The following is a 20,068-nucleotide window of genomic DNA, read 5'->3' as shown; positions in this document are numbered from 1 at the left end:
AGAATGAAGCCAGGTTCTCGTTTCTTCTACAGAACAGAGCTGGATCAGACTTCGTCGGGGCTGCGCAGGTTGGTGACTGCGATTCGCTGTTCGCGGCGCTGTTCCTTTTGCGACGGCATGTCGGCGCGATAGACGCCTTGATCACCGACGACCCAGGACAGTGGGCGACGCTCCTGGCCGATGGATTCCTGCAGCAGCATCAGGCCTTGCAGGAACGCTTCGGGGCGGGGCGGGCAGCCGGGCACGTAGACATCCACCGGCAGGAACTTGTCGACTCCCTGGACCACGGAATAAATGTCGTACATGCCGCCGGAGTTGGCACACGCGCCCATGGAAATGACCCACTTGGGTTCCAGCATCTGTTCGTACAGGCGCTGGATGATGGGAGCCATTTTCAGGAACGGCGTACCGGCGATAACCATGAAATCCGCCTGGCGCGGCGATGCCCGGATCACCTCGGCGCCAAAGCGCGCGATGTCGTGGGGCGCCGTGAAGGCGGTGGTCATTTCCACGTAGCAGCACGAAAGGCCGAAGTTGTACGGCCACAGGGAGTTCTTGCGACCCCAGTTGACCGTGCTGTTCAGCACGTCTTCGAGCTTGCCCATGAAGATGTTCTTGTGAACTTGATCCTCTAACGGATCGGAAACGGTTTCCCGCTTGCCGATCGGATACTGCTCGTTAGGAGCATCGGGGTCGATCCTGGTGAGATTGTATTGCATTGCCAAAGCCTCATTGTTTCAGCTTCGCCTGCCGCTTGCGCCGAGCTTCCGGAGCCCAATCAAGAGCCCCCACCCGGTAAAGGTAGACAAGACCTGCCAACAGAATTGCTATGAAAACGAGAGCTTCGACGAATCCGGTCCAGCCGCTTTCGCGGACGGACACAGACCATGCAAAGAGAAAAAGGGCTTCGATATCGAAGATCACGAAGAGCATCGCGACCAGATAGAATTTGGCTGAGAGCCGCAAGCGGGCGCCACCGGTAGGCAGCATGCCGGATTCGAACGGTTCATTCTTGCTGCGGCCCCAGGCTTTTGACCCGAGCAGGCTCGACACGCCGAGCATGAAGGCACACAGGCCGACAACACCCAGAAGGAAAATGGCAAAGCCCCAGTTGTGGGCCATGAGTCCTGTCGCTTCGGGCATGCTGGAAATCCTTAACAGAGAGCAAAGGTCTCTGAGCTTGAAAAGAAATAACGCAGTGACGATATGTCGCAGCAATCAATCGCGGTGATTTTATGGCTAAACACCGGGCAAGTAAAATTCCTATAGCGAAATTATTTATTGGAATAAGGACATAGCGCGCCTCCACGACCTCGCGAGCCCGGCCCCGTGGGGATTGGCTGTCGAATCCACAATGGAATTTCGTTTTGGATGTAACAATGAAAACGCCCTTCAAATGATAATTATTATTGTTTGGCCTGCGATCGCCGTATGGGCTCGATGCAACAACTGAGAACATGTCTTATATAGCGGTGATCGCAGTTGTCAGCGCCGGCCGTTTTACTCTTTTTCAGACTGCCCGTTACTGCGTTCGATCAATCTTTTTGTTTTTTCTGCGGTAGTGCTTCCTTGAGGGCTGTCTGGATCCTTGTGGCGAGGGAGCTTGCTCCCGCTTGAGTGCGAAGCGCTCACAAAAAGGCTGCTGCGCAGCCAGCGGGAGCAAGCTCCCTCGCCACAAAATCCTTTCATGTGACGACGTTGCTGCTAAAGCATAGGCAAAAAAAAGCCCCGAACCAGTCGGGGCTTCAAATCGTCGGCTTTGCGGTTAGCTTTTATTCGGTCCGCAAGGGCCGTTTACGCGTGCAATCAGTGGAACTGTTCTTCTTCGGTCGAGCCGGTCAGTGCGGTCACCGACGAGGTACCGCCCTGGATCACCGTGGTCATGTCGTCGAAGTAGCCGGTGCCGACTTCCTGCTGGTGGGCCACGAAGGTGTAGCCTTTGGCGGCGTCAGCGAACTCCTGCTCTTGCAGCTTCACGTAGGCGGTCATGTCGTTGCGAGCGTAGTCGTGCGCCAGGTTGAACATGCTGTGCCACATGTTGTGGATGCCGGCCAGGGTGATGAACTGGTGCTTGTAGCCCATGGCGGACAGCTCGCGCTGGAACTTGGCGATGGTCGCGTCGTCCAGGTTCTTCTTCCAGTTGAAGGAAGGCGAGCAGTTGTACGACAGCAGTTGGTCCGGGTATTCCTTCTTGATCGCTTCGGCGAAGCGACGAGCTTCGTCCAGGTCCGGCTTGGCGGTTTCGCACCAGATCAGGTCGGCGTACGGGGCGTAGGCCAGGCCACGGGCGATGGCCTGGTCGAGACCGGCGCGCACCTTGTAGAAGCCTTCCTGGGTACGGGTGCCGGTGACGAACGGCTGGTCGTACGGATCGCAGTCGGAAGTCAGCAGGTCAGCGGCGTTGGCGTCGGTACGGGCCAGAAGGATGGTCGGTACGCCGGCAACGTCGGCGGCCAGGCGCGCGGCGGTCAGCTTCTGTACGGCTTCCTGGGTGGGAACCAGTACCTTGCCGCCCATGTGGCCGCATTTTTTAACCGAGGCCAGCTGATCTTCGAAGTGCACGCCGGCGGCGCCTGCCTCGATCATGCTCTTCATCAGTTCGTAGGCGTTCAGTACGCCGCCGAAACCGGCTTCGGCGTCAGCCACGATTGGCGCGAAGTAGTCGATGTAGCCTTCGTCGCCCGGGTTCTTGCCGGCTTTCCACTGGATCTGGTCGGCACGACGGAACGAGTTGTTGATGCGCTTGACCACGGTTGGAACCGAGTCCACCGGGTACAGCGACTGGTCGGGGTACATGGACTCGGCGGAGTTGTTGTCCGCGGCCACTTGCCAGCCCGACAGGTAGATGGCCTGGATACCGGCCTTGACCTGCTGCACAGCCTGGCCGCCAGTCAGGGCGCCCATGCAGTTGACGAAGTCTTTCTCGGGACGGAAGGCTGGCTTGGCGCCCTGGGTGACCAGGTTCCACAGCTTCTCGGCGCCCATTTTCGCGAAGGTGTGCTCAGGTTGCACCGAGCCACGCAGACGGACGACGTCAGCAGCCGAATAATTGCGCTTCACGCCTTTCCAGCGCGGGTTTTCAGCCCAGTCTTTTTCAAGGGCTGCAATTTGCTGTTCGCGTGTCAGTGCCATGGAAATAAACCTCGTCGCGTCTTGTATGGATGGTCGTTCCGGGCTGGAAGGTTCCAGCTCGTCAATCGCACCAGTCATTGGTGTGAAGGGCTGCTCGCTGACCAGGAGGCTGGCGTACAAGTCGGTTGAGGCGGGGAGGCGACGGGATGAACGATGGGCTCGAGGGGAAAGTGAGCAGGTAGGGGCGAGCTGCGGGCGCATTCGGGCGTCGTGGGCCTTCATACGAACTCAGAGTGATGCCGGGTTACCTAGTTACGCTTCCGTCCCTCGGGACAACTTCGTTCCAGTCGCAACCTCGTCAAACACACCTTGTGGGCGGTACAGACACGAATCGGCTCGCAGGGTAGTTGCAAGCTTCGACCCGAAGGCCCTTGCCAGGGCCCCTGATTAGCGGGAGCGAGGCCATCATGCCTTCGGTTTTTTGGCTCGTCAAACGTTTTGTAGTGCTTTTTTTCAGGCACTACATCTTTGGTCTAATACGACTTATCAGTCAGTTTCTGGTGCTTCAGTTCAGCGTATCGACCTTGACCCGCAAAATCATGTCATCCCTGCCTTGGGTCGAGTAGCTGCGGGTCAGGCCTTGTTTATCGGCCTGATTCTGCCGATTCACCCCGGCCAGGGTGATCCACTCGCCCAGGCGCCCGCTGACGGTTGTGTCGGTGCTTTGCACGTTCACTACATCGGGACGTTCCTGGCTCATGCGGTCACGGTTGGTGCTGATGCTCAGATGAACGGTCTCGCCCGTGACGCTGGCCGTTACGTAAAAACCTTGGGTGACGTTGCGGTATTCGGTCTGGCTTTGCATGCGCCCATAGCCATCGGTCTGGTTGCTGGTGAAGGGCACGCTCTGGCCCACCTGGATCAGCGCCGGCTGGCCCTCGCTGGCCTGGATCTGCTGCACGCCGCCGTCACGGCTGGCGGTGCTGCGGTTGATGATGCGGGTCTGGCTGGGGGCGGCTCCGTTGATCGAGTAACCCTGATCGCCTTGCAGGTTGTTTTCATTGGTGTCGACCGTGATCAGCAAGCGCTTGGGAGCCACGTCGAGCTGCGCCAGGAATTGTCGAAGTTCTTCGATCTTGCCAGGTTCGGCGTTGACGATCAGTTGGTTGCCGTAAGCGCTGACCTGGCCATCCTTGCCGATGAAGTTCTGCGCCACCGGCAGCAAGTCCGCGCTGGTGCGGTAGTTCAGCGGCACGATTTCGGTAGCCGCCATGACTGACAGGCTGCAACCGAGCAGCAGGGTGGTCAGCAGGGTACGTAGGGACATGTCCATTTCTCCGCGAGACAAAAGCTGGATATTGCCAGTTTGTCGGCCCCGGGTGGGGCAAGTTGAATGGTAGACGGCAAAACGCCCCGGCATCGGTAGATGGCGGGGCGTTTTGGGCGTTGCAGGATGTTGTTGCAGGCTGCCTTTGTGGCGAGGGAGCTTGCTCCCGCTGGGTCGCGAAGCGACCCCAAAAAGCGGGGGCCGCTGCGCAGCCCAGCGGGAGCAAGCTCCCTCGCCACAGGGGTATTAGGTCGAATGACGCACCATGTCCACGTGAGGAATCCCGGCTTCGAGGAACTCCTCGCTGACCACCGCAAACCCCAGTCGCTCGTAAAACGGCGTGGCGTGCACCTGGGCGCTGAGCATCTGCTGCTTGAGCCCGCGCTTCTCGGCTTCGGCGATTGCTGCGTGCATCAGCGCATCGCCGACTTTCAGGCCGCGCCAATCCTTCAGGACCGAGACGCGGCCGATATGGCCATCGGTCAGCAGGCGCGCGGTGCCGATGGGGAAGTCGCCTTCGAAGGCCAGAAAATGCACGGCGTCCTGGTCATCCGAATCCCACTCCAACTCCGGCGGCACGGATTGCTCGGCAATGAATACCGCTTCACGAATGCGCCGGATCTCGGCGTTATCCTTTTGCCAGTCTGCGACACGAACGTGAATTTTATTCATCGGCGAACCCCAGGCTACCTTGCTTGACCAATTCATGAATGAGGCCGCGACCGTCCTCGTCGGCCAGCCATGGGCCGAGGTTCTCGATGTGCAGCGCGTCGGCGGCACAGATCATCTTCAACAGGTCGCGCAATTTGCCCGGCAAATAACGGCTCTGGCCGCTGGCGAACAGCAGCAGGTCGTCATCGACTTCCGACCAGGCCAGGCGAGCGCTCGGGTTGCGAATGATCACCGCGCCCTGTTCCAGGCTGGCCAGCAAATCGTCTTCTTCCAGCTCCGGGCCGACGACCAGTTCCGGATAGCGCGGCTCGGTCATGAACTGGCCGAACCAGGTCAGCAGCAGGCGCTCGTCGCTCATGTGCTCGGCCAGCAGGCCCTTGAGTCGGTCCAGGGCGTCATGCTGGATCTGATGCGGGTCGGCGACAGGCCGCGCATCGGCGTCGGTGTAGCGCTCTTCGTCCGGCAGGAACTGGCTGAGGAAGTCGGTGAAATGGGTCAGCACCTCGGCGGCGCTCGGCGCGCGGAAACCCACCGAATAGGTCATGCAGTCATCCACGGCGACGCCGCAGTGGGCCAGGCGCGGTGGCAGGTAGAGCATGTCGCCAGGTTCAAGGACCCATTCCTCGGTCGCCTCGAAATCGGCGAGGATGCGCAGGTCCGCATGGGGCAGCAGCGGGCTTTCGGAGTTGCACATCTGGCCGATTTTCCAGTTGCGCTTGCCGTGGCCCTGCAGCAGGAACACATCGTAGTTGTCGAAATGCGGGCCGACGCCGCCACCTGGGGCAGCGAAGCTGATCATCACATCGTCGATGCGCCAGCTCGGCAAAAAGCGGAAATGCTCCAGCAGCTCGCTGACTTCCGGTACGAACTGGTCGACCGCCTGCACCAGCAGGGTCCACTCGCGCTCCGGCAGTTTGCTGAATTCGTCTTCGGCGAACGGGCCGCGACGCAATTCCCAGGGGCGCTCGCCGTGTTCGATCACCAGGCGTGACTCGATCTCTTCCTCAAGCGCAAGGCCGGCCAGTTCGTCGGCGTCGATCGGGCTTTCGAAGTCAGGAATGGCCTGGCGGATCAGCAGGGGTTTCTTCTGCCAGTAGTCGCGCAGGAACTCCCGTGCCGTGATACCGCCCAGGAGTTGCAGTGGAATGTCAGAATTCATGTGTAACCTATTGAAAAAATATACTTTTCAGACGCGAATAAAAACGCCCGGCGCGGCCGGGCGTCTCAAAGGTGAAGCGATGTGTCAGATGCGCTTGGCTTGTGCCGCCGCGTTGCCGATGTAGCTGGCCGGGGTCAGTTTCTTCAGCTCTGCCTTGGCCTCGGCAGGCATGTCCAGGCCCTCGATGAAAGTCTGCAACGCGTCCGGGCTGATGCCCTTGCCACGGGTCAGTTCTTTCAGCTTTTCATAGGGGTTTTCGATGTTGTAGCGACGCATCACGGTCTGGATCGGCTCGGCCAGGACTTCCCAGCAGGCATCCAGGTCGGCGGCGATTTTCTGCTCGTTCAGTTCCAGCTTGCTGATGCCCTTGAGGCTGGCCTCGTAGGCGATGACGCTGTGGGCAAAACCTACGCCCAGGTTGCGCAGCACGGTGGAGTCGGTCAGGTCGCGCTGCCAGCGGGAAATCGGCAGTTTGCTCGCCAGGTGCTGGAACAGCGCGTTGGCGATGCCCAGGTTGCCTTCGGAGTTTTCGAAGTCGATCGGATTGACCTTGTGCGGCATGGTCGAGGAACCGATTTCGCCGGCGATGGTGCGCTGCTTGAAGTAACCCAGGGAGATGTAGCCCCAAATGTCACGGTCGAAGTCGATCAGGATGGTGTTGAAGCGCGCGATCGCGTCGAACAGCTCGGCGATGTAGTCATGCGGCTCGATCTGGGTGGTGTACGGGTTGAAGCTCAGGCCCAGCTCGTCTTCGATGAAGGCGCGGGCGTTGGCTTCCCAGTCGATGTCCGGGTAGGCCGACAGGTGGGCGTTGTAGTTGCCCACGGCGCCGTTGATCTTGCCCAGCAGTGGCACGGCGGCTACCTGGGCGATCTGGCGCTCCAGGCGATACACCACGTTCGCCAGTTCCTTGCCCAGGGTGGTCGGCGAAGCCGGTTGACCGTGGGTGCGCGACAGCATCGGCACGTCGGCGAAGCGGATCGCCAGTTCGCGGATGGCCTGAGCGGTCTGGCGCATCAGGGGCAGCATCACCTCGTCACGGCCTTCGCGCAGCATCAGGGCGTGGGACAGGTTGTTGATGTCCTCGCTGGTGCAGGCAAAGTGAATGAACTCGCTGACGTTGGCCAGTTCCGGCAGCTTGGCCGCCTGCTCCTTGAGCAGGTATTCGATGGCCTTGACGTCGTGGTTGGTGGTGCGCTCGATCTCTTTGACGCGCTCGGCGTGCTCCAGCGCGAAATCGTCGGCCAGGGCGTTCAGTACCGCGTTGGCTTCGGCGGAAAAGGCCGGTACTTCGCCAATGCCAGGGTGAGCGGCCAGGCGCTGGAGCCAGCGCACTTCAACCAGAACGCGGGCACGGATCAGGCCGTACTCGCTGAAAATAGGGCGCAGGGCCTGGGTTTTGCCGGCGTAGCGGCCGTCTACAGGGGAAACCGCAGTGAGCGAAGAGAGCTGCATGGGGTGTTCTCGGACAGTCGGGCAACGAAATGGGGCGCGTATCATACATGAAATCCAGCGCCGGTCCGTTGCCAACTGACCGGCGTGTTACGCGTATCGAGATAAAACTGTTCATTACCTGTGGCGCGGGCGCTTGCTCCCGCTGGGCTGCAAAGCAGCCCGTCAATGTCCACAAGCAAGTCGAGGCGACTTATTCGCTGCGCATCAACGGGTAAAGCTCTTTCAGCAATTTGCGCCGGCTGATCACCAGCTGCCAGCGATGCCCACCCAGTTGTCGCCACAGCCGCGCCGAGCGAATCCCGGCCAGCAACAGGGCGCGGATCTTTGAAGCGTTACTAGGCTGCTGCAGGTTACGCATGTCGCCATGCACCTGGATACGCTGGCGCAGGGTACTCAAGGTGTCCTGGTACAGCGCGCCGCAAGCGGCGATCACGTTCTCGTGGGACGGGCCGAAGTGTTCGACCTGGGACTGGATCTGTGGCAAGCGTTTGCCGATGGTCTCCAGCAGGTCGTCGCGCTTGGCCAGCTGGCGCTCCAGGCCCAGCATCGACAGGGCGTAGCGCAGCGGCTCGCGTTGCAGGGCGCTGGGGTCGCGCTCCAGGGCGCCGATCAGCGCACGGTAGCCTTCGCGCAGGTTCAGGTCATCGCCACCATAGACTTCCAGGGTGTCCTTGGGGTCGCGCACCAGCAGGCTGCCGAGCATGCAGCCCAGGCCGGCTTCGGTGGCCTGGCCGGTCTTGGCGATCCGGTCCACCAGCACCGCGGCGAGAAACACCCCGCCGAGTGCCGTCAGTTGCTCCTGGATCGGCGTCATGCCTGGCTGCTCCATGGCTCGGCGACTTCTATCACGCCGCCGCCGAGGCAGACTTCACCGTCGTAGAACACCACGGACTGGCCGGGCGTGACCGCGCGCTGCGGATCATCGAACGTGGCGCGATAGCCGCTGGCGGTTTTTTCCAGGGTGCAGGTCTGGTCGCTCTGGCGGTAGCGAACCTTGGCCGTCAGGCGGCGCGGTTCGCTGAGGTCGATCGGGTTGACCCAATAGATGTCGGAGGCGAGCAGGGCACGGGAAAACAGCCATGGATGGTCATTGCCCTGGCCAACGATCAGCTCGTTGTGCTCCAGGTCCTTGACCAGCACGTACCACGGCTCTTCACCGGCGTCTTTCAAGCCGCCGATGCCCAGGCCCTGGCGCTGGCCGATGGTGTGGTACATCAGACCATGGTGGCGGCCGATGACTTCGCCTTCGGTGGTCTTGATCTCGCCCGGCTGGGCCGGCAGGTATTGCTTGAGGAAATCGCTGAAGCGCCGTTCGCCGATGAAGCAGATCCCGGTGGAATCCTTCTTCTTGGCGGTGGCCAGGTCATGTTTCTCGGCAATCGCGCGCACTTCGGGTTTTTCCAGCTCGCCCACCGGGAACAGGGTCTTGGCGATCTGTTCACCGCCGACGGCGTGCAGGAAATAACTCTGGTCCTTGTTCGGGTCCAGGCCCTTGAGCAGCTCGGTACGACCGTCGATGTCGCGGCGGCGCACGTAGTGACCGGTGGCGATCAGGTCGGCGCCGAGCATCATGGCGTAGTCGAGGAACGCCTTGAACTTGATTTCGCGGTTGCAGAGGATGTCCGGGTTCGGCGTGCGACCGGCCTTGTATTCGGCGAGGAAGTGCTCGAACACGTTGTCCCAGTATTCCGCGGCGAAGTTGGCGGTGTGCAGCTTGATGCCGATCCGGTCGCAGACGGCCTGGGCGTCCGCCAGGTCGTCCATGGCGGTGCAGTATTCGGTTCCGTCGTCTTCTTCCCAGTTCTTCATGAACAGGCCTTCCACCTCATAACCCTGCTCGATCAGCAGAAGGGCGGAAACGGAAGAGTCCACGCCGCCGGACATGCCGACTATGACGCGTTGCTTGGGGGTGCTCGAAGAGGCTGGATCACGCATAGGAATTCAATGAGTGTCTTGAAAAAGGACGCGATTCTATCAGGCCCGGGCGTGCAAGGCTAAAGAGAAGGGCGGATAAGCTCCAGGCTGTGGCGATGGCCGGCCAGGTAATCGTCGATGCAGCGGATGACCAGCTCGCTGCGCCAGCGGTCGCGCTGTGTCAGCAATTCGTCGCGGGTCAGCCACTTGGCGCCGAGGATGCCGTCGTCCAGTTGATAATCCGGGTGGTGTTTCAGGGCTTTGGCGGCGAAGCAGACCCGTTGGTAGGTCACACCGTTGCTCGGGGCGGTGTAGAGGTAGAGGCCGGTGACGCTGGTGGGTTCGACGTCCCAGCCGGTTTCTTCGAGGGTTTCACGTATGGCGGCTTGGATCAGTGTTTCGTTCGGGTCCAGGTGGCCGGCGGGCTGGTTGAGCACTGCTCGTCCGCCCTTGGATTCTTCGACCATCAGGAAGCGGCCGTGGTCTTCGACGATGGTGGCGACGGTGATGTGGGGTTGCCAGTTCATGAGACTCCTCTATTTCTCGGATTTTGTAGGCTGAGTACATATCCATTGCTGCGGTCACGGCTGCTTAGGGTTCCGCCCTTACGGCGGGTCACTTTTTTCAGACGCCAAAAAAGTAACCAAAAAGGCTTAGCCCCACCACTCGGTGCCTCGCCTAGGCTCGGCATGCCCTCACTCCGGCATTGCTCCGTGGGCCGCCGCGAAGGGCCATCCATGGCCCAGCGCGGCTAACCCGGCGTCCATGCCGGGTTGCCCACTGCGCAATGCCTGCGTTCGGCCATCGTGGTTAACGGGGCGCCCCAAATCAGGATCAGGATCAGGATCAAGATCAAGATCAAGATCGAGGCGGCCTGATAGCCGGCCTGTCTCTTTGGCTATACCCCGGTCTAATTGTGGGAGCGAGCCTGCTCGCGAAGGCGGCCTGACAGCCGACCTGTCTTTGCCGGCTGTACTCCAATCCAACTGTGGGAGCGAGCTTGCTCGCGATAGCGGTAGGTCAGTCAATATTTGAATTGAATGATGAATTGCAATCGCGAGCAAGCTCGCTCCCACAGGGTCGGGTGCTGTCTGACGGATAGTGTAAATGCCAGAAACACAAACCCCGGCACCAGGCCGGGGTTTGTGGTGTTTCCTTGTGACCTTATACCAGCGCAGCAATCGCCGCGTTGAAGGTGTTGCTCGGGCGCATGGCCTTGCTGGTCAGCTCGGGGTTGGCGAAGTAGTAGCCGCCGATGTCCACTGGCTTGCCTTGGATGGCGTTGAGCTCGGCAACGATTTTTTCTTCGTTGTCGGTCAGGGTCTTGGCCAGGGTGGTGAACTGCGCCTTCAGGGCTGCGTCGTCATCCTGGGCGGCCAGTGCCTGGGCCCAGAACAGGGTCAGGTAGAAGTGGCTGCCGCGGTTGTCGATGCCGCCGACCTTGCGCGAAGGCGACTTGTTGCGGTCCAGGAATTCGCCAGTCGCCTGGTCGAGAGTCTTGGCCAGCACTAGTGCTTTCGGGTTGTTGTAGGTCACGCCCAGGTGTTCCAGGGATGCGGCCAGGGCCAGGAACTCGCCCAGGGAATCCCAACGCAGGAAGTTCTCTTCCAGCAATTGCTGCACGTGCTTGGGTGCCGAGCCGCCGGCGCCGGTTTCGAACAGGCCGCCACCGTTCATCAGTGGCACGATCGAGAGCATCTTGGCGCTGGTGCCCAGTTCCATGATCGGGAACAGGTCGGTCAGGTAGTCACGCAGTACGTTGCCGGTCACCGAGATGGTGTCCTTGCCTTCGCGGGTACGCGCCAGGGTGAACTTCATCGCGTCGACAGGCGACATGATGCGGATCTCCAGGCCGCTGGTGTCGTGATCCTTCAGGTAAGCCTGGACCTTCTCGATCATCACGCCATCGTGGGCGCGCATCGGGTCGAGCCAGAAGATTGCCGGGGTGCTGCTGGCGCGGGCGCGGTTGACGGCGAGCTTGACCCAGTCCTGGATCGGCGCGTCCTTGGTCTGGCACATGCGGAAGATATCGCCAGCCTCGACGTTCTGCTCCAGCAGGGTGCGACCGTTGCTGTCCGAGACGCGGACCACACCGTCAGTCTTGATCTGGAAGGTCTTGTCGTGGGAGCCGTACTCTTCGGCTTTCTTGGCCATCAGGCCGACGTTCGGCACGCTGCCCATGGTGGTCGGGTCGAAGGCGCCGTGTTGCTTGCAGTCTTCGATCACGGCCTGGTAGATGGTCGCGTAGCAGCGATCCGGGATCACGGCCTTGGTGTCGTGCAGCTGGCCGTCGGTGCCCCACATCTTGCCGGAGTCACGGATCATGGCTGGCATCGAGGCGTCGACGATGACGTCGCTCGGCACGTGCAGGTTGGTGATGCCTTTGTCGGAGTTGACCATCGCCAGTGCCGGACGAACGGCATAGACCGCCTGGATGTCGGCTTCGATCTGCGCCTGCTGCTCGGCCGGCAGGGCCTTGATGCGGGCGTACAGGTCGCCGATGCCGTTGTTCAGGTTGAAGCCGATCTGCTCCAGTACCTGGGCGTGCTTGGCCAGCGCGTCCTTATAGTACTCAGCCACGATCTGGCCGAACATGATCGGGTCGGAGACCTTCATCATGGTCGCTTTGAGGTGAACCGACAGCAGCACGCCTTTCTGCTTGGCGTCTTCGATTTCGGCGGCGATGAAATTGCGCAGGGCATTTTTGCTCATGACCGCGCAATCGAGGATCTCACCGGCTTGGACGGTGGTTTTTTCCTTCAGGACAGTGGCAGTACCGTCCTTGGCGATCAGCTCGATCTTCACGCTGCCCGCGGCGTCGATCAGGGCGGCTTTTTCGCTGCCGTAGAAATCGCCGGTACTCATGTGGGCCACGTGGGATTTGGAATCGGCAGCCCAGGCGCCCATCTTGTGCGGGTGCTTGCGAGCGTAGTTCTTCACCGACAGCGGCGCGCGGCGGTCGGAGTTGCCTTCGCGCAGGACCGGGTTCACGGCGCTGCCCTTGACCTTGTCGTAACGGGCGCGGACTTCTTTCTCGGCGTCGGTGGTCACGGTTTCCGGGTAGTCCGGCAGTGCGTAGCCCTGGGCCTGCAATTCCTTGATCGCGGCCTGCAGTTGCGGCACCGAGGCGCTGATGTTCGGCAGCTTGATGATGTTGGCTTCAGGCGTGACGGCCAGGTCGCCCAGTTCGGCGAGGTGGTCGGCTACGGCTTTGTCACCCAGTTGCTCGGGGAAGCTGGCCAGGATGCGCCCTGCGAGGGAGATATCGCGGGTCTCCACGGCGATATCGGCCGAAGCGGTGAAGGCTTCGACGATCGGCAGCAGCGAATAGGTGGCGAGGGCAGGCGCTTCGTCGGTGAAGGTATAGATGATCTTCGAGCGGGTGGGCATATTCGGATTAACTCTCTTCTTTGCTAAAGCATGCGCAGAAACTCGAGGGGCGCCGGGTAAGCGCGTTCGTTCAAAGTCATCCGTGAGCCGAATGTCGAGGTTTCTTCGCGGTGATGTTGGGTGCATCAGTCGAGCGTCAAGCGGTCGGGCCGCGGTACGGTCCGGCTTTCAAATTGGCGGAAAGTCTCGTGATAGAGCCGTCAGCCGTCGTGACCCTGTGGTCAGCGGCGGCATTATACATAGGTAGCTGGCGATCTGCCGACGGTTCATAGACTTCCGTACACGTCCATTGGTCTAAACGTCGCAGGCCGCGGGGCTGGACTATGCTCAAGTTTGGCGCTTTTCCCTTGGTTTTCAGGCTTGTACGCGGCGAACTCGGTTTATTTGCCGAGGACGGGCCGAACGTAGGGTTTGCGTGCCGATACAACTGGGGTACGCTCGAACGCAGCCAGATGTTCAATCCAAGCAATGGAGTTCAGCATGGGGTATCAAAAGATTCAGGTTCCAGCCGTCGGTGACAAAATCACCGTCAATGCAGACCATTCTCTTAATGTTCCCGACAATCCGATCATTCCTTTCATTGAAGGTGACGGCATTGGCGTTGATATCAGTCCGGTCATGATCAAGGTCGTCGACGCCGCGGTCGAGAAGGCTTATGGCGGCAAGCGCAAGATTTCCTGGATGGAAGTCTATGCCGGTGAAAAAGCCACCCAGGTCTACGACCAGGACACCTGGCTTCCCCAGGAAACCCTGGACGCGGTCAAGGACTACGTGGTTTCCATCAAGGGCCCGCTGACCACGCCGGTCGGTGGCGGTATCCGTTCGTTGAACGTCGCGCTGCGCCAGCAGCTGGACCTGTATGTCTGCCTGCGCCCGGTGCGCTGGTTCGAGGGTGTGCCAAGCCCGGTGAAGAAGCCTGGCGATGTCGACATGACAATCTTCCGCGAGAACTCCGAAGACATCTATGCAGGCATCGAGTGGAAGGCCGGTTCGGCCGAGGCCACCAAGGTCATCAAGTTCCTCAAGGAGGAAATGGGTGTTACCAAGATCCGCTTCGACGAAGATTGCGGTATCGGCGTCAAGCCGGTTTCCAAGCAGGGCACCAAACGTCTGGCGCGCAAAGCCTTGCAATATGTTGTCGACAATGACCGCGATTCGCTGACCATCGTGCACAAAGGCAACATCATGAAGTTCACCGAAGGTGCCTTCAAGGAATGGGCCTACGAAGTGGCGGCCGAAGAGTTCGGCGCGACCCTGCTCGACGGCGGGCCCTGGATGCAGTTCAAGAATCCGCGGACCGGCAAGAATGTCGTGGTCAAGGATGCCATCGCCGACGCCATGCTCCAGCAGATCCTGCTGCGCCCGGCCGAGTACGACGTGATCGCAACCCTGAACCTCAACGGCGACTATCTCTCCGACGCCCTGGCGGCCGAAGTGGGCGGTATCGGTATCGCGCCGGGCGCCAACCTGTCGGACACCGTGGCGATGTTCGAGGCCACCCATGGCACCGCGCCCAAATATGCCGGCAAGGACCAGGTCAACCCGGGTTCGCTGATCCTGTCGGCGGAAATGATGCTGCGTCACATGGGTTGGACCGAAGCGGCCGACCTGATCATCAAGGGCACCAACGGCGCGATCTCGGCCAAAACCGTGACCTATGACTTCGAACGCCTGATGGACGGAGCCAAGCTGGTATCGTCTTCCGGCTTTGGTGATGCACTGATCTCGCACATGTAGGCGGATCGTTACGCAACTGAAAACGCCCGGCTCGAGTGATCGATCCGGGCGTTTTGCCTGAGGAGGGGCGGGTGTGTCAGCCTTTTTCGGAGGCGCTGACGTGCTCCAGGGCGTTGACGGATTCGGGCGTGGCGTCGGCGTTGTCCTGCGCGACGGGCGTGATGGCGACTGCGTGTACGCCCTTGGGACCCTGGATCATGCTGAACGACACGGTTTGCCCGGCCTTCAAGGTCTTGTAGCCGTCCATCAGGATCGCCGAGTAGTGAGCGAACAGGTCTTCCTTATTCGGATCGCCATCGCGATTGATAAACCCGAAGCCCTTGGAGTTGTTGAACCATTTGACCTTGCCCTTGAATGTCATCCCGGTACCCGGCATACCAATATCCCTCTGCAACACACCCCGCCATGGGAGTATCATCCTGACTATCCGCCGTCGATCATTGAAATCGGATTGACTTCACGGACCTTTTTAACCCACGGTGGGCTCTATTGGTTGTAACACCGATTTGCCGATAGTCAAGGTGATCGGGCAGTAGCGGTTGAAATCGCCTGCAAGCGGCCCCATCACTGTATTCGCCAACTAAACGAACCTTTCTTTCCATGCATGCAATCAGCCAGATTCGACTAACATTCAATCAGGATCGCCCGGATCTACATGACGACGATTCAGCGGGTATTGCTGTTCAGGAATCAAAGCCCGCTTTACAGGCTCCACCGATGTACAAGGTGGTTTTGTTCAACGATGACTACACACCGATGGATTTCGTCGTCGAAGTGCTCGAGGTGTTTTTTAACCTGAATCGCGAGCTGGCGACCAAGGTCATGCTGGCCGTCCATACAGAGGGACGGGCAGTATGTGGAGTGTTTACCCGCGACATCGCCGAGACAAAGGCCATGCAGGTCAACCAGTACGCCCGGGAAAGCCAGCATCCGCTACTCTGTGAAATCGAGAAGGACGGTTAACGCCGACCACTTGGGTATGAGGTGAAGCTATGTTAAACCGCGAGCTCGAAGTCACCCTCAATCTTGCCTTCAAGGAGGCTCGTTCGAAGCGTCATGAATTCATGACCGTCGAACACCTGCTGCTGGCCCTATTGGATAATGAGGCTGCCGCCACCGTTTTGCGTGCCTGCGGCGCAAACCTCGATAAACTCAAGCATGATCTGCAGGAGTTCATCGACTCCACCACGCCATTGATCCCCGTTCATGACGAGGATCGCGAAACCCAGCCAACCCTGGGCTTCCAGCGTGTATTGCAGCGTGCTGTCTTTCACGTACAGAGCTCGGGCAAGCGCGAAGTCACCGGCGCCAATGTCCTGGTCGCGATCTTCAGCGAGCAGGAAAGCCAGGCGGTCTTCCTGCTCAAGCAGCAGAGCGTGGCGCGTATCGATGTCGTCAACTACATCGCCCATGGCATCTCCAAGGTGCCCGGGCATGGCGATCATTCCGAGGGTGAGCAGGACATGCAGGACGACGAGGGCGGTGAGTCTTCTTCTTCAGGCAATCCCCTGGATGCCTATGCCAGCAACCTGAACGAACTGGCGCGCCAGGGCCGTATCGACCCGCTGGTCGGGCGCGAGGCGGAAGTCGAGCGCGTGGCGCAGATCCTGGCCCGGCGTCGCAAGAACAATCCGCTGCTGGTAGGCGAGGCGGGCGTGGGCAAGACCGCGATCGCCGAAGGCCTGGCCAAGCGCATCGTCGATAACCAGGTGCCGGACCTGCTGGCCAACAGTGTCGTCTATTCCCTCGACCTGGGTGCCTTGCTGGCCGGTACCAAATACCGCGGCGACTTCGAGAAACGCTTCAAGGCGCTGCTCGGCGAGCTGAAGAAACGTCCGCAGGCGATCCTGTTCATCGACGAGATCCACACCATCATCGGTGCCGGTGCTGCGTCGGGTGGCGTCATGGATGCCTCGAACCTGCTCAAGCCGTTGCTTTCCTCGGGTGATATCCGTTGCATCGGCTCGACCACGTTCCAGGAATTCCGTGGCATTTTCGAGAAAGACCGTGCTTTGGCCCGGCGTTTCCAGAAAGTCGACGTCTCGGAGCCGTCGGTGGAAGACACCATCGGCATCCTGCGCGGCCTGAAAGGGCGTTTCGAGCTGCACCACAGCATCGAATACAGCGATGAGGCGTTGCGCGCCGCCGCCGAGCTGGCCTCGCGCTACATTAATGATCGGCACATGCCGGACAAAGCCATCGATGTCATCGACGAGGCGGGTGCCTATCAGCGCCTGCAACCGGTGGAGAATCGCGTCAAGCGCATCGACGTGCCGCAGGTCGAGGACATCGTCGCGAAGATCGCGCGGATTCCGCCAAAACACGTCACCAGTTCCGACAAGGAGCTGCTGCGTAACCTGGAGCGCGACCTGAAGCTCACGGTGTTCGGCCAGGATGCGGCCATCGACTCGCTGTCGACCGCTATCAAGCTGTCGCGCGCCGGTCTCAAGTCGCCGGACAAACCGGTCGGTTCGTTCCTGTTCGCCGGGCCTACCGGTGTCGGCAAGACCGAGGCGGCACGGCAGTTGGCCAAGGCGCTGGGGATCGAGCTGGTGCGCTTCGACATGTCCGAGTACATGGAGCGTCACACCGTATCGCGGCTGATCGGTGCGCCTCCAGGTTATGTCGGCTTCGACCAGGGCGGCCTGTTGACCGAGGCGATCACCAAGCAGCCGCACTGCGTGCTGTTGCTCGATGAGATCGAGAAGGCGCATCCGGAAGTCTTCAACCTGCTGCTGCAGGTCATGGACCACGGTACGCTGACCGACAACAACGGACGCAAGGCGGATTTCCGCAACGTGATCATCATCATGACCACCAACGCCGGCGCTGAAACCGCTGCGCGCGCTTCGATCGGTTTCACCCATCAGGATCACTCGTCCGATGCGATGGAAGTGATCAAGAAGAGCTTCACGCCTGAGTTCCGTAACCGCCTGGACACTATCATCCAGTTTGGTCGCCTCAGCCATGAAGTCATCAAGAGCGTGGTGGACAAGTTCCTTACCGAACTTCAGGCGCAGCTCGAAGACAAGCGGGTGTTGCTGGAGGTTACCGATGCGGCACGCAGCTGGCTCGCCGAAGGTGGCTACGATGTGACGATGGGGGCACGGCCGATGGCTCGCCTGATCCAGGACAAGATCAAGCGTCCACTGGCGGAGGAAATCCTCTTTGGCGAACTGGCCGAGCATGGCGGTGTGGTCCACATCGACATCAAGGATGGCGAGCTTACGTTCGACTTCGAAACCACGGCAGAAATGGCCTGATCGTAAATCTGGGATAAGCAAAAGGCGCCGAAAGGCGCCTTTTTGCTATATGCGACACCGCAATCCCATGTGGGAGCGAGCTTGCTCGCGATGGCTGCGGCACATTCGGCACTGATGCAAACTGACCCACCGCTATCGCGAGCAAGCTCGCTCCCACAGTGTTTCGGGGCAGCCATCAAATCGCGGGCAAACAAAAACGCCCGACATGAGCCGGGCGTTTTGTATTGACTTGTTAGCGAGCGCGGTAAGTGATGCGCCCTTTGCTCAAGTCATAGGGCGTCAGCTCGACGCGCACTTTGTCACCGGTAAGAATACGAATGTAGTTCTTGCGCATCTTGCCGGAGATATGCGCGGTTACGACGTGCCCATTTTCCAACTCCACACGAAACATGGTGTTGGGCAGGGTGTCGACGACAGTGCCTTCCATTTCGAAGCTGTCTTCTTTCGACATGCAGTAAAGCCCTCGGTATCCAGTGAATGGCCCGGTGCAACTGCGCCAGGCAAAAGCGGCGTGCATTGTGCCCGAAAAAGGGGGGGCAAGCCAAGGGGTTCTTGGGATACTCGACGAGTCGGGTACTTGCATCGGGGCACTCATTGCGAGCGAGCCCTTAGTTCAGGACAACCCACCGCTGATTGATCAGCAATTCAATGGGCCGATATTGGGTCTTGTAGTTCATTTTTTTGCAGTTCTTGATCCAATAGCCCAAGTACACCGCATCCAGGCCCAGGCGCCGGCACTCGTTGATCTGCCAGAGAATCGCAAAACGCCCCAGGCTGCGTTTTTCTTCGTCGGGCTCATAGAAGGTGTACACCGCCGAAAGCCCATTGGGCAGCAGGTCGGTGACGGCGATGGCGACCAGTCGGTCATCGAGGCGGAACTCGTAGAAGCGCGAGAACGGCAGGTCGCGCACCAGGAACGTCGAGAATTGATCCCGGCTAGGCGGGTACATGTCACCATCGGCGTGGCGTTGCTCGATATAGCGCTGGTACAGGTCAAAATATTCTTCGGTAAATTGCGGCTTGGCCGGGCGCACCTGCAAGTCGGCGTTGCGCTTGAAAATACGCTTTTGCTGGCGATTGGGTGTGAATCGCGCCACGGGAATGCGCGCCGGAACGCACGCATTGCAGTGTTGGCAATGGGGCCGGTAAAGATGATCGCCACTGCGCCGAAAGCCCATTTCCGACAGGTCTGCGTAGACATGCACATCCATGGGCTGGCTCGGGTCGAGGAACAGGGTCGTGGCCTGCTCCTCCGGCAGATAACTGCAAGAGTGAGGTTGAGTGGCATAGAACTTCAAGCGCGCCAACTCGGTCATGATCAACCCTCGGGATAAAACTTCAATTCAAGTGTAAGCCAGTCGAGCGAATATCGCTCAGCAAAGCCAGGTGGCCTGGTTGGGCTGGTCCAGGTGCGCCTTCAGGTAATCGGCAAACGCTGCGCGGGGAATCGACCGGGCGCCCAGGCTGTGCAGGTGCTCGGTGGGCATCTGGCAGTCAATGAGCACGAAACCCGCTTCCTTGAGATGTTGGACCAGGGTTGCGAAGCCGAATTTCGACGCATTGTCGGCCCGGCTGAACATCGACTCGCCGAAAAACAGCTGCCCCATCGCCAGGCCATACAAGCCGCCCACCAGTTGGTCCTGGTCCCAGACCTCCACCGAATGGGCGAAGCCACGCCGGTGCAGTTCCAGATAAGCGGTCTGCATGGCGTCGGTGATCCAGGTGCCGTCGGCATAATCGCGGGGTGCGGCGCAGGCCTTGATGACCGCCGCGAAGTCCCGGTCGAACGTCACTTGATAGCGCTGCTTGCGCAACAGCTTGTTCAGGCTGCGGGAAACATGCAGTTCGTCGGGAAACAGCACGGTGCGCGGGTCCGGTGACCACCACAGAATCGGCTGTCCCTCCGAGAACCATGGAAAGCAGCCGTGGCGATAGGCCTGGATCAACCGATCGGCGCAAAGATCCCCGCCGGCGGCCAGCAAGCCATTGGGGTCGCGCATGGCTTTTTCCAGCGGTGGGAAATCGAACGTGTTGCGTTGTAACCAGGTCAGCATCGTTATCCGGACTTGCAGAAGGGGA

At 60.1% G+C, this 20,068-nt stretch carries 18 protein-coding genes; 3 read left to right on the top strand and 15 right to left on the bottom strand.

Translation table 11 applies throughout. The features are described 5' to 3' along the window. Nucleotides 1–44: 44 nt before the first annotated feature. From J3P84_RS17290 to J3P84_RS17240, 11 genes are all read right to left on the bottom strand, one after another. Nucleotides 45–719: a NuoB/complex I 20 kDa subunit family protein gene (locus J3P84_RS17290; protein WP_186609323.1), complete on the bottom strand. Its 675-nt coding sequence runs from the start codon at nt 717–719 to the stop codon at nt 45–47. A 10-nt stretch (nt 720–729) separates the two neighbouring features. Next, on the bottom strand, nt 730–1,143 hold the full coding sequence (locus J3P84_RS17285) for an NADH-quinone oxidoreductase subunit A (protein WP_030141323.1): 414 nt from the start codon (nt 1,141–1,143) through the stop codon (nt 730–732). A 663-nt stretch (nt 1,144–1,806) separates the two neighbouring features. After that, the gene (aceA, locus tag J3P84_RS17280) at nt 1,807–3,132 is read right to left on the bottom strand and encodes an isocitrate lyase (RefSeq protein WP_434624703.1); all 1,326 of its coding nucleotides are present in this window, start codon (nt 3,130–3,132) and stop codon (nt 1,807–1,809) included. Nucleotides 3,133–3,637: 505 nt separating this feature from the next. Next, complete coding sequence (locus tag J3P84_RS17275) at nt 3,638–4,399, bottom strand: secretin N-terminal domain-containing protein (RefSeq protein ID WP_434569022.1); 762 nt, start codon at nt 4,397–4,399, stop codon at nt 3,638–3,640. Between the two features lie 246 nt (nt 4,400–4,645). Next, on the bottom strand, nt 4,646–5,071 hold the full coding sequence (locus J3P84_RS17270) for a GNAT family N-acetyltransferase (protein WP_434603710.1): 426 nt from the start codon (nt 5,069–5,071) through the stop codon (nt 4,646–4,648). Next, on the bottom strand, nt 5,064–6,230 hold the full coding sequence (locus tag J3P84_RS17265) for a JmjC domain-containing protein (protein WP_434624700.1): 1,167 nt from the start codon (nt 6,228–6,230) through the stop codon (nt 5,064–5,066). Before J3P84_RS17265 ends, J3P84_RS17270 begins: the two co-directional genes overlap by 8 nt. A gap of 84 nt (nt 6,231–6,314) precedes the next feature. Further along, nucleotides 6,315–7,685, bottom strand: coding sequence for an adenylosuccinate lyase (gene purB / locus J3P84_RS17260; RefSeq protein ID WP_434569019.1), 1,371 nt, complete (start codon nt 7,683–7,685; stop codon nt 6,315–6,317). 190 nt (nt 7,686–7,875) lie between these two features. Next, a complete protein-coding gene (gene hflD, locus J3P84_RS17255; RefSeq protein ID WP_434624698.1) occupies nt 7,876–8,499 on the bottom strand; it encodes a high frequency lysogenization protein HflD in 624 nt (207 codons plus the stop codon). Beyond that, nucleotides 8,496–9,620: a tRNA 2-thiouridine(34) synthase MnmA gene (gene mnmA / locus J3P84_RS17250; RefSeq protein ID WP_434624696.1), complete on the bottom strand. Its 1,125-nt coding sequence runs from the start codon at nt 9,618–9,620 to the stop codon at nt 8,496–8,498. The genes hflD and mnmA overlap by 4 nt, the downstream gene beginning before the upstream one ends. A gap of 59 nt (nt 9,621–9,679) precedes the next feature. After that, complete coding sequence (locus J3P84_RS17245; protein ID WP_434624694.1) at nt 9,680–10,126, bottom strand: NUDIX hydrolase; 447 nt, start codon at nt 10,124–10,126, stop codon at nt 9,680–9,682. Nucleotides 10,127–10,763: 637 nt separating this feature from the next. Next, a complete protein-coding gene (locus J3P84_RS17240; protein WP_434624692.1) occupies nt 10,764–12,989 on the bottom strand; it encodes an NADP-dependent isocitrate dehydrogenase in 2,226 nt (741 codons plus the stop codon). Between the two features lie 480 nt (nt 12,990–13,469). Between J3P84_RS17240 and icd the strand changes: the two genes are divergently transcribed. After that, nucleotides 13,470–14,726 carry an NADP-dependent isocitrate dehydrogenase gene (icd, locus tag J3P84_RS17235; protein ID WP_305495545.1) on the top strand — a complete coding sequence of 419 codons (1,257 nt, stop codon included), beginning with the start codon at nt 13,470–13,472 and terminating at the stop codon, nt 14,724–14,726. A gap of 76 nt (nt 14,727–14,802) precedes the next feature. On the opposite strand, the gene J3P84_RS17230 is transcribed toward icd, so the two are convergent. Then, a complete protein-coding gene (locus J3P84_RS17230; protein WP_434624690.1) occupies nt 14,803–15,102 on the bottom strand; it encodes a cold shock domain-containing protein in 300 nt (99 codons plus the stop codon). Nucleotides 15,103–15,326: 224 nt separating this feature from the next. Here J3P84_RS17230 and clpS point away from each other — a divergent pair, with 224 nt between their 5' ends. Both clpS and clpA read left to right on the top strand, forming a co-directional pair. Then, nucleotides 15,327–15,689 carry an ATP-dependent Clp protease adapter ClpS gene (clpS, locus tag J3P84_RS17225; protein ID WP_305495541.1) on the top strand — a complete coding sequence of 121 codons (363 nt, stop codon included), beginning with the start codon at nt 15,327–15,329 and terminating at the stop codon, nt 15,687–15,689. A 29-nt stretch (nt 15,690–15,718) separates the two neighbouring features. Then, nucleotides 15,719–17,989, top strand: coding sequence for an ATP-dependent Clp protease ATP-binding subunit ClpA (gene clpA / locus J3P84_RS17220; protein ID WP_305495539.1), 2,271 nt, complete (start codon nt 15,719–15,721; stop codon nt 17,987–17,989). Nucleotides 17,990–18,221: 232 nt separating this feature from the next. On the opposite strand, the gene infA is transcribed toward clpA, so the two are convergent. From infA to aat, 3 genes are all read right to left on the bottom strand, one after another. Next, entirely contained in the window at nt 18,222–18,440 is a 219-nt protein-coding gene (gene infA, locus J3P84_RS17215; RefSeq protein WP_002553999.1) for a translation initiation factor IF-1, read from the bottom strand. A gap of 157 nt (nt 18,441–18,597) precedes the next feature. Further along, nucleotides 18,598–19,305: an arginyltransferase gene (locus J3P84_RS17210; RefSeq protein WP_434569013.1), complete on the bottom strand. Its 708-nt coding sequence runs from the start codon at nt 19,303–19,305 to the stop codon at nt 18,598–18,600. A 57-nt stretch (nt 19,306–19,362) separates the two neighbouring features. Continuing rightward, nucleotides 19,363–20,043 (bottom strand): leucyl/phenylalanyl-tRNA--protein transferase, encoded by a 681-nt coding sequence (aat, locus tag J3P84_RS17205; RefSeq protein WP_434569012.1) that lies wholly within the window; start codon nt 20,041–20,043, stop codon nt 19,363–19,365. Nucleotides 20,044–20,068: the final 25 nt, after the last annotated feature.

Source organism: Pseudomonas sp. Z1-29 (assembly GCF_051131995.1).
Classification (GTDB): Bacteria; Pseudomonadota; Gammaproteobacteria; order Pseudomonadales; family Pseudomonadaceae; genus Aquipseudomonas.
The sequence above is the reverse complement of the archived record's forward strand: the minus strand, read 5'-3'. Positions and strand labels throughout refer to the sequence as shown.

Excerpts from the sequence above, each read along its gene's own strand:
- J3P84_RS17270 (WP_434603710.1), bottom strand. The coding sequence starts at position 5,071 with ATGAATAAAATTCACGTTCGTGTCGCAGACTGGCAAAAGGATAACGCC.
- J3P84_RS17285 (WP_030141323.1), bottom strand. The coding sequence starts at position 1,143 with ATGCCCGAAGCGACAGGACTCATGGCCCACAACTGGGGCTTTGCCATT.
- J3P84_RS17240 (WP_434624692.1), bottom strand. The coding sequence starts at position 12,989 with ATGCCCACCCGCTCGAAGATCATCTATACCTTCACCGACGAAGCGCCT.
- mnmA (WP_434624696.1), bottom strand. The coding sequence starts at position 9,620 with ATGCGTGATCCAGCCTCTTCGAGCACCCCCAAGCAACGCGTCATAGTC.
- J3P84_RS17275 (WP_434569022.1), bottom strand. The coding sequence starts at position 4,399 with ATGTCCCTACGTACCCTGCTGACCACCCTGCTGCTCGGTTGCAGCCTG.
- J3P84_RS17230 (WP_434624690.1), bottom strand. The coding sequence starts at position 15,102 with ATGCCGGGTACCGGGATGACATTCAAGGGCAAGGTCAAATGGTTCAAC.
- clpA (WP_305495539.1), top strand. The coding sequence starts at position 15,719 with ATGTTAAACCGCGAGCTCGAAGTCACCCTCAATCTTGCCTTCAAGGAG.
- J3P84_RS17265 (WP_434624700.1), bottom strand. The coding sequence starts at position 6,230 with ATGAATTCTGACATTCCACTGCAACTCCTGGGCGGTATCACGGCACGG.
- icd (WP_305495545.1), top strand. The coding sequence starts at position 13,470 with ATGGGGTATCAAAAGATTCAGGTTCCAGCCGTCGGTGACAAAATCACC.
- aat (WP_434569012.1), bottom strand. The coding sequence starts at position 20,043 with ATGCTGACCTGGTTACAACGCAACACGTTCGATTTCCCACCGCTGGAA.
- J3P84_RS17290 (WP_186609323.1), bottom strand. The coding sequence starts at position 719 with ATGCAATACAATCTCACCAGGATCGACCCCGATGCTCCTAACGAGCAG.
- purB (WP_434569019.1), bottom strand. The coding sequence starts at position 7,685 with ATGCAGCTCTCTTCGCTCACTGCGGTTTCCCCTGTAGACGGCCGCTAC.
- hflD (WP_434624698.1), bottom strand. The coding sequence starts at position 8,499 with ATGACGCCGATCCAGGAGCAACTGACGGCACTCGGCGGGGTGTTTCTC.
- clpS (WP_305495541.1), top strand. The coding sequence starts at position 15,327 with ATGCATGCAATCAGCCAGATTCGACTAACATTCAATCAGGATCGCCCG.
- J3P84_RS17210 (WP_434569013.1), bottom strand. The coding sequence starts at position 19,305 with ATGACCGAGTTGGCGCGCTTGAAGTTCTATGCCACTCAACCTCACTCT.
- infA (WP_002553999.1), bottom strand. The coding sequence starts at position 18,440 with ATGTCGAAAGAAGACAGCTTCGAAATGGAAGGCACTGTCGTCGACACC.
- J3P84_RS17245 (WP_434624694.1), bottom strand. The coding sequence starts at position 10,126 with ATGAACTGGCAACCCCACATCACCGTCGCCACCATCGTCGAAGACCAC.
- aceA (WP_434624703.1), bottom strand. The coding sequence starts at position 3,132 with ATGGCACTGACACGCGAACAGCAAATTGCAGCCCTTGAAAAAGACTGG.